The 14,580-nt window shown below is 59.6% G+C and carries 12 protein-coding genes; 3 read left to right on the top strand and 9 right to left on the bottom strand.

The annotated features are described in order from the left end of the window. The first annotated feature begins 333 nt into the window (after positions 1–333). Together ylbJ and AC50YL_RS27250 are read left to right on the top strand one after the other, a co-directional pair. Positions 334–1,413: a sporulation integral membrane protein YlbJ gene (gene ylbJ / locus AC50YL_RS27255; RefSeq protein WP_494836719.1), complete on the top strand. Its 1,080-nt coding sequence runs from the start codon at positions 334–336 to the stop codon at positions 1,411–1,413. Positions 1,414–1,541: 128 nt separating this feature from the next. Next, a complete protein-coding gene (locus AC50YL_RS27250; protein WP_494836140.1) occupies positions 1,542–2,339 on the top strand; it encodes an NAD kinase in 798 nt (265 codons plus the stop codon). Between the two features lie 124 nt (positions 2,340–2,463). Here the strand turns inward: AC50YL_RS27250 and AC50YL_RS27245 are convergent, their stop codons facing one another. After that, positions 2,464–3,354 (bottom strand): YutD family protein, encoded by an 891-nt coding sequence (locus AC50YL_RS27245; RefSeq protein ID WP_494836139.1) that lies wholly within the window; start codon positions 3,352–3,354, stop codon positions 2,464–2,466. 120 nt (positions 3,355–3,474) lie between these two features. Then, the gene (gene lipA, locus AC50YL_RS27240; protein WP_494836717.1) at positions 3,475–4,452 is read right to left on the bottom strand and encodes a lipoyl synthase; all 978 of its coding nucleotides are present in this window, start codon (positions 4,450–4,452) and stop codon (positions 3,475–3,477) included. Between the two features lie 135 nt (positions 4,453–4,587). On the opposite strand from lipA, the gene AC50YL_RS27235 reads away from it, so the two are divergent. Then, positions 4,588–5,592: a M23 family metallopeptidase gene (locus AC50YL_RS27235; RefSeq protein WP_494836716.1), complete on the top strand. Its 1,005-nt coding sequence runs from the start codon at positions 4,588–4,590 to the stop codon at positions 5,590–5,592. Positions 5,593–5,660: 68 nt separating this feature from the next. Here AC50YL_RS27235 and yunB read toward each other — a convergent pair whose 3' ends face one another. The 7 genes from yunB to AC50YL_RS27200 all read right to left on the bottom strand — a co-directional run bounded on the left by yunB (position 5,661) and on the right by AC50YL_RS27200 (position 14,189). Next, a complete protein-coding gene (yunB, locus tag AC50YL_RS27230) occupies positions 5,661–6,515 on the bottom strand; it encodes a sporulation protein YunB (protein ID WP_494836137.1) in 855 nt (284 codons plus the stop codon). A 74-nt stretch (positions 6,516–6,589) separates the two neighbouring features. Next, entirely contained in the window at positions 6,590–8,908 is a 2,319-nt protein-coding gene (locus AC50YL_RS27225; protein ID WP_494836136.1) for an ATP-dependent helicase, read from the bottom strand. 119 nt (positions 8,909–9,027) lie between these two features. Further along, positions 9,028–10,137, bottom strand: a complete 1,110-nt coding sequence (locus tag AC50YL_RS27220) for a GerAB/ArcD/ProY family transporter (protein WP_494836134.1) — start codon at positions 10,135–10,137, stop codon at positions 9,028–9,030. Further along, complete coding sequence (locus tag AC50YL_RS27215; RefSeq protein WP_494836133.1) at positions 10,134–10,379, bottom strand: hypothetical protein; 246 nt, start codon at positions 10,377–10,379, stop codon at positions 10,134–10,136. The genes AC50YL_RS27220 and AC50YL_RS27215 overlap by 4 nt, the downstream gene beginning before the upstream one ends. Further along, positions 10,376–11,587 carry a Ger(x)C family spore germination protein gene (locus AC50YL_RS27210; RefSeq protein WP_494836131.1) on the bottom strand — a complete coding sequence of 404 codons (1,212 nt, stop codon included), beginning with the start codon at positions 11,585–11,587 and terminating at the stop codon, positions 10,376–10,378. Before AC50YL_RS27210 ends, AC50YL_RS27215 begins: the two co-directional genes overlap by 4 nt. After that, a complete protein-coding gene (locus tag AC50YL_RS27205) occupies positions 11,584–12,675 on the bottom strand; it encodes a GerAB/ArcD/ProY family transporter (protein ID WP_494836129.1) in 1,092 nt (363 codons plus the stop codon). Before AC50YL_RS27205 ends, AC50YL_RS27210 begins: the two co-directional genes overlap by 4 nt. Next, positions 12,672–14,189 (bottom strand): spore germination protein, encoded by a 1,518-nt coding sequence (locus tag AC50YL_RS27200; RefSeq protein WP_494836127.1) that lies wholly within the window; start codon positions 14,187–14,189, stop codon positions 12,672–12,674. The genes AC50YL_RS27205 and AC50YL_RS27200 overlap by 4 nt, the downstream gene beginning before the upstream one ends. Between the last annotated feature and the right edge of the window lie 391 nt (positions 14,190–14,580).

Here is a 14,580-nt window from a genome sequence, read left to right as displayed (position 1 = left end):
AGGCAGCTGGATCAACTCTCGTAATCCTCTTCTCCGGGAGCCACAAGCGACTCACGGATGACGTAAACGAAAGCGCAGACAAGAATGCCGGCAATAATACTCATCGTCATCACCTCGTGCGTTCGATTAGCTTAATCCGATTGTACCATACCCGGGACAAAAAGACACCCTGTTTTGCAAGCGTTTTCTAAAAAAATATTTTGCCGTAAATCTGGCATTTTTCCTGCCTTTGCGGGACAGGTTCCGCAGGGACAAGTGATGATTGTACGCACTGGAACATATAGCAATAAGAGTACGATTTCAATTGCCCATAGGAGGGAGCCCCCCTTGCATATCGTCCGTTTCTTGCTCCGCCCGTCCGTCATTCCCGCATGGTCGGCGGCCGTGCTCGCGTTGCTGCTGGCGGCGTTCCCCGCGCAAGCGTTGGAAGCATCCTTGCGGGGATTATCGATATGGTGGGAAGTATTGTTTCCGGCGCTCTTCCCCTTCTTCGTCATCTCCGAACTGCTGCTTGGCTTCGGCATCGTGCATTTCTTCGGCAAGATCCTGGATCCCTTCATGCGCCCGCTCTTCCGCATCCCGGGCATCGGCGGATTCGTCGTCACCATGGGCTACGCTTCCGGTTATCCCGTCGGCGCGCGGCTGACGGCGCAGCTCTGGGAGCAGAAGCTAATCAACCGCGCGGAGGGCGAACGGCTCGTCGCCTTCACGACGACGTCGGATCCGATCTTCCTGATCGGGGCGGTCTCGGTCGGATTTTTCCACAGCGTCGCGCTCGCCCCCGTCCTCGCCGCCGCCCACTACGGCGGCGGCCTGATCATCGGACTGCTGATGCGGTTTCACGACCGCCATGCCCCCGCCAGCGGCGAATCGGCGGAAAAGGGCGGCAGAGCCGGGAGAAGAAAGAAAAGCAGGCTCGCCGAGGCCATTCATGCCATGCATACTGCCCGAATGATGGACGGCCGCCCGCTCGGCACGCTGCTGCAGGACGCGGTCCAGGCCGCGCTGCGCCTCATGATCGTCGTCGGCGGTCTCGTCGTCGTCTTCTCCGTCATCATGGAGCTGCTCCGCCAGACGGGAAGCATCGAGGTGCTGGCCGGCGCGATTCGCCTGCTGCTCGGGGCCGTCGGCATGCCGCCGGCGTTGTCGGACGCGGTCGTGAGCGGCATCTTCGAAGTGACGCTCGGCGCGCGAGCGGCGGGCAGCGCCGGGGGCAGCGGGCTCATGCAGCAGGCGGCGATCGCCGCATTCGTGCTGTCCTGGGCCGGCTTGTCCGTCCACGCCCAAGTCGCCAGCCTGCTGAGCCGCACGGATTTGCGCTACAAGCCTTTTCTCCTCGCGCGCCTGCTGCACGGCTTCATTGCCGCCGTCTTGGTTTACGCGTTTTGGGGCTGGCTCGGTCCGGCCGCCTGACGTTGTATTCAGCCCCGTTTTCGGCTATGATGCAAGAAGAACAGGCTGATTTCGGGATTTGGGCAGCCGATGCCGCACGCGGCGCGGTTGCTCGTTCGGATTCGGCCGTGCGGAAGGGGCCACAACGTTTGAATTACGTCGTTATTGACAGAGGCGATAAGCTGTCGAAGAAGCTTGCCGCCGATTTCCATACCTTAGCGGCTGCCCGCGGACTGACGCGGAGCGACGATATGCCCGCCATGGTCATATCGATCGGCGGCGACGGGACGCTGCTGCAAGCATTTCACAAATACGTGGACCGCATCGAAGATATCGCGTTCGTCGGCATCCATACCGGCCATCTCGGCTTCTTCGCCGATTGGAAGGTGGACGAGCTCGAGGAGCTGGTCCGCATGATGGCGGAGGACGAGCCCAAGATCGTGCGTTATCCGCTCGCGGAGATCGTGCTCGACACGTCCGAAGGGCTGTCCACTTATATAGCGGTAAACGAATTCACGCTGAAGGGCGTCGACAACACGCTGGTCGCCCAGATCGACATCAACGACGAGCTGTTCGAGATGTTCCGGGGCGACGGCATCGTCGTATCGACGCCTTCCGGCAGCACCGCCTACAATAAAAGCTTGGGCGGCGCGGTCATCCATCCGTCCATCGACTGCCTGCAAATCGCCGAGATCGCGTCCATCAACAACCGCGTGTACCGGACGCTCGGCTCGTCGGTCGTCCTGCCGCAGCATCATCACTGCGACATCATATCGCGCAAAGACCAGCGGCTCCAGCTCACCTTCGATCATTTGAACATCACGCGATCCGATATTCGTTCCATCCGCTGCAGCGTGTCCGCGCGCAAAATCAGCTTTGCCCGCTACCGGCCTTTCCCGTTTTGGAACCGGGTGCGCGAGGCGTTCTTGGGCTACGAAGTGAAATAACGACACCGTGGCGAACGCGCTTCGGCCGAAAACAAAGAATGCCATGCAGGCTTGTTGCCCGCATGGCATTCTTTTATCTTCAAGCTCTATATTCTTCGGTCTGGACGCCATCCGCCCCGCGTCGTCAGCTTTGTTTCGGAGCCGCGTCCTTGGCCTTGTTCGGCTGTTGGGGGCGGTGTCCGGGTTCGGAGGCTGCCGCGACCGGCGCCTTCTGATGCTGCTGATTGGGATTGAAATGGCGCTGCTTGTTGCGGCTGCGTTCCGACCGTTCCGGACGCTCGCCGCGTTCCGGACGTTCGCTCCGCTGCTCGCCGCGGTTCTGCTCGGCCCGCTCGCTTCGTTCTTGGCCGCCGCGCTCTTGGCGTTCGCCGCGTTCCTGCTTGTCGCCGCGCTCCGGACGTTCGCCCCGGTTCTGGCGTTCGCCGCGCTCATGCTGCTGGCCTTGCCCCCGGCCGCCCGGCTGCCCCTGGCGGTTGCCCTGGTCGCGGTCCTTGCCGTTCGGCTTGCGGTTCTCGCGTTTGTCGTCCTTTTCTTTCTCCGGCTCCTTGACCGTCTCCCTGCGGCTGTTGCGCTGCTGCTCGCGGCGCAAGTCCCGCTCGTGGCGGGGCATGAATTTGACATGCTGGTTCTCCGCAGCCGGCGCATCGCTCGCTTTGGCGGCCGCGATGACGCGGGAAGCCGTCAGATAGGCTTCTTCGGCGCTATCCGGCAGTTCTACGACCCGCAGCTCGCCGTCCTCGCCGGTTTCGCCGTCCTCGCCCAGCTTCGAGCTGCCCGGCTGTTTCTCGAGCACGAAGTAGGCGCAGCCGAAATTGCAATATTCGTTGATGTAGTCCGCCATCGAGGAGATGACGGATTCCCGGGTCGCTTTCGGATTGCCGTCGCGAAAAAAACCTTTCAGGCGCAGCTGATTATATCCCCAATCCCCGATGACATAATCGTACCGTTCCAACACTTCGCTGTAGCGCTCCCTGAACGCTTCGAAATTCCAGCCGTTTCTGTTTTCGTGTATCAATGCGTAGGTTCTGCCGCTTATATGGATCAAGGCTGCTTCTCACTCCTTAAAAGTTTTGCGATCACAGTTTGCTTCCGGATATCCGGCAAAAATGAGCAAAACTACTTCGTAAGCATAAGCTCACAGGGATGCGCTTTGTGCTTCCTCCGCGGACTTCACCTGCTCATGCGCATGATAGGAGCTGCGAACGAGCGGTGCCGATTCCACATGGCTGAACCCGCGCTTCAAGCCTTCTTCTTTGAGCTTCGCAAACTCGTCGGGATGCACGTAGCGCGCGATCGGCATATGGGTCGGCGACGGCTGCAAATATTGACCGAGCGTCAAAATGTTGCAATCCACGGCGCGCAGATCGTCCATCGCCTGCAAAATTTCATCCCATTCCTCGCCGACGCCGAGCATGATGCTCGATTTGGTCGGGATGTCCGGCTTCATTTCCTTCGCCCGCCGCAGGAGCTCCATGGAGCGCGGGTATTTCGCTTTCGCGCGCACCCGGTCGGAAAGTCTGGCGACGGTCTCTATATTATGGTTCAAAATATCGGGTTTCGCGTCCATCACCGCTTGCAGCGCATCCCAATTGCCCATGAAATCGGGGATGAGCACTTCCACGCTGCACAGGGGCAGCTTGCGGCGGACGGCTTTGATCGTTTCCACGAAAATGCTCGCTCCGCCATCGGCCAAATCGTCGCGCGCCACGGAGGTGATAACGCAGTGGCGCAAGCCCATTTGCTCCGCGGCTTCCGCCACGCGCTCCGGCTCCTGCAGGTCAAGCTCCGTCGGCAGGCCGGTCTTCACCGCGCAGAACCGGCAGGCACGCGTGCAGATATCGCCCAGGATCATGAACGTCGCCGTCCGGTTCGCCCAGCATTCGTAAATGTTCGGGCAGCGCGCTTCCTCGCACACCGTGTGCAGCGTCTTGGAACGCATCATATCTTTGAGTTCGGCGTAATTGCCGCCGGTCGTTAATTTTATTCGCAGCCAATCCGGCTTGGGTTGTTTCTCTTTTGTCTTCATGCGCTGGTACCTGCTTTCCTTGTTCACTTTCGTTTTATTATAGCATGTTTCGGATAAAAACCAATGATTTGCAAACCATAACAGCAGGACAGCGCCGCTAGAGCTGCATCCGTTGAAGAGGATCGACCGGCCGGGAGCGAAGCGCCGCAGCGCATGCTCGCCGCGTCCGCGACGGTCGTTTTGTTGGAGGCTGAATCTGTGAAATCATATGCCATCCGCCTCATGGCGGTAATCCCGATCGCGCTTTCGCTGCTCCTGCAGCCGCTGCCGGAACGGGCGCGCGCCGCGGAAACGGGCAAAGCGATGTCCCCCGCCGACATCTATGCCAAACGCCGAATCCTGTACGACGAGATCAGCGTCGTGACCGGCGTACCTTGGTTTCGCTTGGCCGCCGTCGATCAGTACGAACGGACGATGACGAGGGCCCGCCCCAAAACCCGCCAACAACTGGGCGCGTTCGTCAGCGTGTTCGTGACGGACAAGGAGTGGGCCGGCGAGCTGAATCCGGACAGCGGCGACGAGTTTCCGTTGTCGATCCACTGGTTCAAGGGAATCGGCGAAGACGGCGACGGCGACGGGCTGGCCAAACGCACGAACGACACCGATCTGCTGTATGCCGTCGCGAACCATTTGCTGCAGTACGGCACGGAAGAGGACGATTTCTCCATCGGCCTGTGGCAGTATTACCACAATACGAGAGCCGTGCAGCGCATCCGGCAGTTCTCGCGGCTCTACGAGACGTACGGCAAGCTCGACCTGTTCCAGCATGCGTTTCCAATTCCGATCGGCTCCAATTATTCCTACAAAGGAACGTGGGGAACGCGCCGAAGCTGGGGCGGGTACCGGATCCACGAGGGCACCGATATTTTCGCCAATCACGGCGTACCCGTGCGGAGCACCTGCTTCGGCATTATCGAGGTGAAGGGATGGAACCCGTACGGCGGTTGGCGGCTCGGCATCCGCGATCTCAATAATTACTATCATTATTATGCGCATCTGTCCGGCTATGACAAGACCATAGACGCGGGCTCCGTCGTAAAGCCCGGCCAAGTGATCGGATGGGTAGGCAGCTCCGGCTACGGCCGGCCCGGCACGCAGGGCAAATTCCCGCCGCATCTGCATTACGGGATTTACCGCGACCGCGGCCTCGTCGAATGGTCCTTCGATCCGTATCCGAGCCTGAGGCAGTGGGAAACCGAAGAAAGACGCCGCCTGCGCAGGCATTAGCCCGCGGGCCGCGTAACAAGAAGAGCGCTTATCCGGAACCGGCCGATAAGCGCTCTTTTTTGCATCTATTACGGGGTATCCTCCGGTGTTTCCGCGTCGGCCGGCGGATCGCTCTCGTTCGGCGTCGATTCGTCGCCGCCGGCAATGACGTCCGCATCGTCCTTGCCCGGCTCCGCGGGGATGGCGATGCTCGGCGCATTCGGCGCGGTCTCGCCGACCGGGTTGCCCTTGCCGTCGTAGTAATACGTCGGCACGTCGCCGACGACGAGCAGATACGATATCGGGATTTCCGTCTCCACCAGCTCGGGCTTCGTGTCGAACGGAATGATAATCGATACCTCCGCCACGATATGCATGTACACTTCCACGAGAATCATATTGATGCCGGCATCTTTCTGCCGGGTATTCAGGTCCACTTTCACCGCTCCGATCGGCTCGAACTTGACGGGGATGCGGGGTCCGAACGACGCGATAATCGCGCTTCCGAGCGCCTGGCCGAGCGGAATCTTCTCGGGAATGTCGCCCATGCGGTCGAGCGTGTTCTGCACCGTGTCGATCGTCTCCGACGTAATGCGCATATGCTCCGCGTAATTGAGCATGAAGCCGGATATTTTGCCGGCCGCGTTCGTTTTCCATTCGATCAGCTTGTCGGCGTCGGTCTGATCCGCCACCTGCTCCGTGATCGACTTGTTGATCGCTTGCGTCGCCACCTGCTTCACGCGGACCTCCGCGACGGTCATCAGCGGCTTCTGCAGGTTGCGCTCGATGAAAATGAACGTCTGGAAGAAGAACAGCAGAAACAGCAAAACCAGCAGGAAAACCACCCTTCGGCGGGTCAGCAGCTTGCCGGACTTGCCGTTCTTGCCGCCGGAACGGCGGCGGACGCCCCTGCTCCGCCAGCCTCTTCTCCCCCACCTTCGCATGCGACGGCCTCCTCCTGGCGTTTGTCCGCTTTCCCTTCCAAGCTTATGCGGGAAACGGACAAAAAAGAAGAAGCCTACCGGAGCGTCAGCATGCCCGCTCCGATGCAGGCGGCCGCGGACAGCTTGCGGATGCCGATGCCGAAGCGGATCTCGACGAAGTCCCGGTTCGCCGATACGAACTCCCCGGCCCCGAAGGCGGAATGGACGAGGACGTCGCCGGGCTTTAAGCCGTCGAAGCTCTTCAGCGCATGCGGGTTGCGCTCGGAGGCCGCTTCGCCCGGCCGGCCTTCGGTAACCGTGACGCCGGATCCCGGGCTCCCCGGCGCGCGCAGCCGCTTGGCGGCCGGCGCCTTCTTCGCCGCTGCCGGCCGCGCTCCGCCTCCGGATTCGGTCTGCCAAGCCGCCTCGGGCCGGACGACGGAGGGCGGCGCGGGCGGAGGCGGCGATTGCAGCTCGCGGACCGCCTTCACGAATTGCGATTCCTTCACGTCCTCCCCGTCGCGCCTGGCATAGCTAAGCAGCGTCAGCTCGCGCTTGGCCCTTGTCATGCCGACGTAGAACAACCGCACCGCTTCTTCCATCTCGTCGGATACCTCGCCGTCCTCTTTCTTCATATCGTCGTTCGAAGGAATGATCCCGTCGATGAGATCGACCATGAACACGCGCTCGAACTCCAAGCCTTTGGCGCTGTGCAGCGTGGAGAACGTGACGGCGTCCGCGTGCTTGTTTTTCTTGGACGCCTTCATCGCCGCTTCCAAGTATTTCAGCCGGTTCGCGAAATCCTCCAGCGTCTCCAGCCCGTCCGCGATGTCCTCGAGCGTGTTCAGCATGCCGATCAGATTCTCCCGGCGGAAGCCGAGCCGCTCGCACATCCGGTCGATCGCCCGCTCGTAGCCGAGCCTGAACCGGATAAGCCGGATGGCCGCGCGCGGGTCCATGCCCCGCATCGATTGGAACGCTTCCTTGCAGTCCGCCAGCTGCTTCGGCTGGTAGCTCTGCAGCGGTACGTGCGCGAGCAGGTTGTCGAAGACGGATTCGCCGTTGTCCAGCGCGTTCAGCGCCGCCATTTGCACCTTGGTTATGTAACCGGCCATCTTGGTGTGGATCTTCTCCAGCAGGTCGGGCCGCTTGTCGGTGTACGCCATGCGCATGAAGCCGAGCACGTCCTCCAGCACCCAGTGCGAGAAGAAACGGTTGTCGCCGTCCTTCATGTAGAACGGTATGCCCCGGCGGTCGAATTCGTTCATGAGCATGATCGACGAGGCGTTGTTGCGGTACAGGACGGCCGTCTCGGAGAGCGGCTCCGTGCCTTCGACCGCCGACGCCACATACTTCGCCTGGCCCTTGTAATCGTCCAGCTGCTTCAGGAAGATCGGCCGGCTGCCGGAATTGCGGGTGAACATGTTTTTGTCGTAGCGCTTCTCGTTACGCTTGATGAACCGGTTCGCGATGTCCACGATATTGCGCGAGGACCGGTAATTCTGTTCCATCTTCAGGATGGCGGCATCGGGAAACACGTTCCGGAAATCCAGCAAATACTGGGGCTCCGCGGCCCGCCACGTGTAGATGCTCTGATCGTCGTCCGCCACGACGCACAGGCAGCCGTGCCTTCTCGCCAGCTTCTCGATAATGGCATGCTGCACGAGCGACGTGTCCTGGCTTTCGTCGGTCAGCACGTAATCGTACCGGTTCTGGTATTTCCACAGCAGCTCGCCGCCGCTCTCCAGCGCATCGTTCGCCAGCACGAGCATATCGTCGTAATCCACGAGCAGCTTGCCCGCGAACGACCGCTTGAACGCCTCGTATTCCTTCGCGACCGCGGCCGCCTCCGGCACGTCGCACCGCACTTCTGCCCACTCGCGCTCGGGGATCAGCTTGTTCTTGAGGAAGCTGATGTACGTCGTCAGCTCTTCCATCTGGTCCTCGGTCAAATTCTCGCCCTTCACCTTGCGGTACAGGTCGCGAAGAATCAGCTTCTTGTGCAGCGGCAGCTCTTCCTCCTCGGGCTGTTCCACTTCGCCCTCGATGATCTGGAACGACAGGCGCGAGCGCCGCAAATGTTCCCGCATCACCTCGAACGCGAAGCTGTGAATGGTGGAGAACTGGACGCCGCCTTCCGGATGATCCGGGAAAAAGCGGCCGTAGCGCTCCTTCATGTCCTGCGCCGAAGCCCGGCTGAACGTCACCGCCTTGATCCGCGACGGATGAACGCCCTTCGCCTCGATGAGATAGCCGATGCGCATGATGATCGTCGTCGTCTTGCCGGATCCGGGCGACGCGAGCAGGAGCAGCGCGCCGTCCGCGTGCAGCACGGCCTTCTTCTGTACCTCGTTCAATGCCACGCCAAGCTCCGCCTGCTTGCGCGCGAAAAAATCCATGCCTGCGGCCGTCATTCGATCTACCTTCCGTTCCGGACGCGAAAACATCCCTCTCCGAAGCCGGAGAGGGATGTCGTTTTCCGCCGTTTGCTTTTACGTCCAGTATCGCAAGAATCCGCCTTCCGGCGCAAGGGTTAATTTTTCCCGACGGCCGGCTTTCCGAGATGGCGCAGCTTCGCTATCGCCCACAGCACGAGCGGGATGCCGAACATATGGTAGGGGAGGATGTACGGAATCGCGATCTTCTGCGGGAAGATAACGGAGCTTTCCACGAAGTCGCGCGGAATGAGCGAGATGACGAATACGATCGGCGCCGAGATCCAGATCATGCGTTTCCACTTCCGCACTTTGACCCACTGCGCCGTCCCGTAGACGCAGACGAAGAAATAGAGCGATACTTTGATGAACACGCTGACGATCCAAATCGCGATGACGAGCGAATCGAGATTTTGCACGAAATCGAAATACGAGGTGTTGCGGATCAAATTGAAATACGGGTAGGTGATGCCGGCTCCCTGAGCCTGACTCAGCACCGCGATAACCATAAGCGTGGAGGCAAGGGTCAGAAACGCGGACGTGCCGACGCCCCAAAGCGCAAACTTCGTGCCTCGTTTGGCATCCCCCACGAACGCGTACAGCATCATCAGCATCGCGCAATCGCCGAGGAACGTCATGGTCGGCAGCGAGCCGAGCACGATGTTCGTTAACCCCGTATCCGCATAGATCGGAAACAGATTATTGACCTTCACGTCGTGGATCGTCAGCAAGAGCGGCACGAAAATGCCGCCCAGAATGAACGGCCCGAACACTTCCGCGCATCTCGCCAGCACCTCGATGCCAGACGCCGTGACATAGATGGCAACTAAAAACATCGAGACAAGCGGAACCAGCATGGGGGTTTTCGGCAAGATCGTCGACAGAATGAATTCCGTATACTGCCGGAGAATCATGCCGAGGACAACGTAAAAGAACACCATATAGAGCCCGACGATCACGTTCCCCGCCCATTTGCCCGCGATCCGCACGGCGAACTCGACCAAGGTCAGCCCCGGAAAGAGCCGGCTGAGCCTGGAATGCACGAAAGCCATGAACACGCCGACCGTGCCGGCCACGATCATCGACAGCCAAGCATCCTGCTTCGCGATCATGATGGCCGGATTGATGGTAAGAAGCACGTTCATCCCCGATTGCATGACCGCCATGAGACAGAACAGCTGCTTGCCTCCGATACGCGCCGCTTTCATGAGTCCGCCTGCCCTTGCGTAATCAGCATCGACCCGATGCGTCCGAACAGCAAGTCCACGAGCTGGCTTGGCCCCGGCAGATGAGGATAGATATACAGGAGCACCCCTACCGTCCAGCCGAGGGCCAACATCGCCAGGCACACGACTTTCTCTTTCGCCGGCGATTGGCGCGTCCATCGCCATTGGATGCCCGCGATGAGCAGACTTATCGTAAGCAAGCTTGGAATGGCATACCACGTCATTGTTCTTCACCAGCTTTCGTCGTCGACTGCACATTGGTCAATCCCGGCCGCAGCAGTCTGGCATCGGGTTCGACCTTAACTTCAACTTCGGGGAAAATATCGTCCCAACGCGCCTTGTTGCGGTGCCACTCCTTCGGATACGCGCGGTGGAATTCGCCGGCGAAATCGAATACGTCCGACTTCATATCCTTTTGGACTTTCTTGAGCGATTGCTTCACGCGGTCCAACATCTCCGCGTTCATGGCCGCCTCTACGCGCTTGACGTCTAAGGGGTTGGACAATAAGTTTGCCGATGAGGCATTCTGAAGCGCGGCGGTCTCCACATGGATCCGGACGGTCATGCTCCATTTGCCGTCCTTGATATGCGGAATCAGCCTCGTCTTGCTGCGGAGCAGCTTGGCGGAAACGGTCCCTTTGGCGCCTTCGGGCGTAACCGTGATGACGGCATCCACGATCTCGTCGCGCAGCCATAAGATCCCTCTGGTCACGCCTTCGTCCACGACGCCGATCATCCGGTCTCCCTTGAAGATGGCCGTGCCGTTGGTGTAATTGGACGTGCTGTCGGGATTGCGTTTGGATCTCGCCGGGTTCTGCCTGAGCCAGGGCAAGGCGGCGCCACCGGAATGGTCGGTGAGCATCTGGGCAAGCTCCGTCATGGTCACGCTCATGGACGCCTTGCTCTTGGCGATCTCGCGGAGCGCCTCCGAGGAATCCCGCTCCAGCACGGCCTGCATTTCCAGCGCCTTCCTTGCCTTGCCGCTGCAAACGTAGATATAAGCCCGTTCGCGGGGCTGCGGCGCGCGCATCAAGTAATCGACGTCGTCGCCGATGCCCGCCCTGGCTTGGGCTTCTCCGAAAATAATGACTTCGGCATGTCCCCAGAACAGCTTGCGCGGCATCTTCTCCTGCAGATGCGACAGCGCGTCGGCAATGTTCTCGCCGGTGGCGGAATGCACGAACGTGCTGCCGGCGCCGCCGCCCTTGCCGCTCATCTCCATGCCGCCGGTGCCGCCTCCGCCGGCTGCTGCCCGGGGAATGAAGATTTGCACGGAAAGCTGAATCAACTTGTCATTGTACTTGTCGATGGCCGCCCCCGTGATTAACCCCAGGTCATTCACTTCCGTCCGGTCCCAACAACCCGCCAGAGGCAAAGCGCCGAGCAAGACCATCATCAGAAGGACGATTCGGCCAATGCGTCTTCTCCTCATGAAGCGCGCGCCCCCCTTGCCATGGCGAAGCCGAGCATCAGCAGCGGAATCCAGATCTGGAAGATCGACGAGAAAAAGGGAACGCTCCTGCCCAGCAGCTCCGTCAGCTCCTCCAGATTCGGCGCGCACCAGAGGCTGAGCAGGATCATGAGCAGGCCGATCGGCGCGATCAGCACGCGGTAGTCGGATAGCCGCAGCATCTGCGCCGTGCCGAGCGCGGCGGCATAGTAGACGACCGTGATCTTGATAAAGATCGCGACAAGCCACGCCGTCATCAGCAAGGATTCGATATGCTCGATGAAATCGGACAGGGAGACGTAGCGCACGGCGATCAGGAACGGGTAATTGTAGCTCTTGTTGACGTTGCCGAAGATAAACAGCACCGCAAAGTTGATCAGCGTCATCGTCGCGAGGGACGCGACCACGCTGATCATCGACCAATTCAAAGCGGTACGGCCCTTTTTCGACAAATAGGGCAAAAAAATCGCAATGATGAAATACTGCGAATACCAGGAGGACGGGACGATCGACGCCCGAAGAAGCGGAAGCGGGCCGTACTCCATGATCGGAAACATTTCCTTGACGTGCATATCCGGCACCATGATAACCAGCATGAAAACAATGATGACGAGTGCGGTCGGCACGAGCAGCTGCGCCGCCCTCGCCCACACTTCGATGCCTTGGTGGAGCGCATAAGCGCAAACGATCATCAGACCCACGACGACGAACACCATCGGGGTTTCAAGCAGGAACGTCGCGGCGATGAATTCCCCGTATTCGCGAATCACGATGCCGTTGGTGAACAGGAACGAGAAGATATAGGCCAGCCCGATCGCCCGGCCGAGGTACTTCCCGAGGATGGATTCGCTGTATTGGATGAACGTCTCGTTCGGGTACCGCTCATGCAGTTTGAACATGACGAACACGACCAGAAATCCGATCAGGGACGACACGATCGGCGCGGCCCACATGTCGTGGCCCGCCGTTTTCATCGTGATGGCCGGGACGGAAAGCGACGCCGTGGCCAGGACGGTGGGATGCATGAATATGGCGAGCTGAAGCGGCGATATGCGGCCTTTTTCGATCATGACGACTCATTCCCTTTTGGCGGTTCTGGCTTCATGCCCGGAGCTTGACGGTTAACGTTATTCGGCCTACCGGTTAATTTGGGCCGTCTGCGCTGCATCCATATCGGCGACCGGGCAAGCACGTCTTTCATTTCGTTGCCTTTCATCGGCGCGATCGGCTGCAGATAAGGAACGCCGAAGGAGCGCAGGGAGCAGAGGTGGACCACGATGAAGATAATGCCCAGCATCAGGCCGAGCAGACCCAAGACGCCGGATAGGAACATGATCGGGAAACGAAGCATCCGGATGGCGATCCCGGCGCTGTATTGCGGCATCATGAAAGAGGCGATCCCGGTAATGGCGACAACCATGACCATCGGTGCCGAGACGAGTCCGGCGGACGTTGCCGCCTGCCCGATGACGAGCGCGCCGACGATGCTGACGGCGGCGCCGACCTGCTTGGGCAATCGGACGCCGGCCTCGCGCAGCGCTTCGAACGACACTTCCATCAGAAGCGCTTCCACGAGCGCCGGGAACGGAATGTCTTCCCTGGATTTCGCGATGCTGAGCAGCAGGGAGGTCGGAACCATCTCCTGGTGAAACGTGAGGATCGCGACATATAAGGAAGGCAAAATCAGCGTCGTGATGAAGAAGAGATAGCGTAGCCAGCGAATCAGCGTGCCGATATAGAACCGCTGGTAGTAATCCTCGGGCGACTGCATCATGGTGAACAACGTGGCTGGCGCGATCAGCACGAACGGCGTGCCGTCGACGAGAATGGCGACCCGGCCTTCCAGCAGGGCCGCGCTGACGACATCGGGCCGTTCCGTGACCTGCATCTGCGGAAAGGGCGAGAAGGGACTGTCCTCGATCAAGCCCTCCACGTAGCCGCTCTCCAGAATGCCGTCGATATCGATGCCGGAGATGCGGTCGTTGGCCTCGTTCACCAGCGCCTCGCTCGCGATGCCTTCGATGTAGGTCAGATTCACTTCCGTATGGGTTTGACGCCCGAGGCGGTACGGGACCATTTTGAGCGCGGGCGTCTTGATTTTGCGGCGCAGCATGGCCCGGTTCACGCTCATCGTCTCCGTGAATCCTTCTCTCGGACCGCGCACGACGGATTCCGCGGCCGGCTCCTCGATACCGCGTTTTTCCCATTTGGCCAGTCCCATGGAGAAGCATATCTTGATCCCGTCCACGAACAAGGTGATGCAGCCCATCCCGATATGCGATACGGCATCCTCGATGGATTCGACCGACAGCAAATTGGAGATGGACAGTTCGCCTCCCAATACTTCCATGCAGTTCTCGTTCGTGAGCGGCTCCGTCAAGCGTTGGAGACAGCGGACGATATGCAGGTCCAGCACCTCGACATTGACCATGCCGTCGATGAAGACGAGAAACGACTCCGTCTTCCCCCCGATCTTGAGCTCGCGGAAGATGATATCGTTGCACTTCGAATAAATGTCGCACAGCGTTTTATAATTATCTTCCATCACGGAAGAAATCGTTTGCGGGTCGGCGGTGGCCTTCATAGGCAGTCTCCTTGTCGGTGTTACTTATTAATTTTTCCATCTTATCCAATCGATAAACGCGCGGACGGACGAATGCGGTCAAACGCCGGAGCTCCGTGCGGCCGCGGGAACGCGAAAAAGCCGCCTCGTACCGGGAATAAGAACCGGTACGAGGCGGCTTTTTGAATAATTAACGTTGGGACTGCCGGCAAACGCCACGACTTCATCCAGCTTGCGGCGTCTCTCTTGCTATCCCCCTTTGGCTACCCATAAATTAACATCACTTATCTACATATAAGTAAACATTCCTTACATTAATTTAATATTTCATTCCTATTTGCCAGGATTGAAGCGCATATTATCTCAATTCAGCCGCGACGAGTGCCAACAATCTACACATAGCGATAGATAT

The sequence above is a fragment of the Paenibacillus sp. J22P277 genome, assembly GCF_059383675.1.
This window is presented reverse-complemented; position numbering and strand designations above follow the sequence as displayed.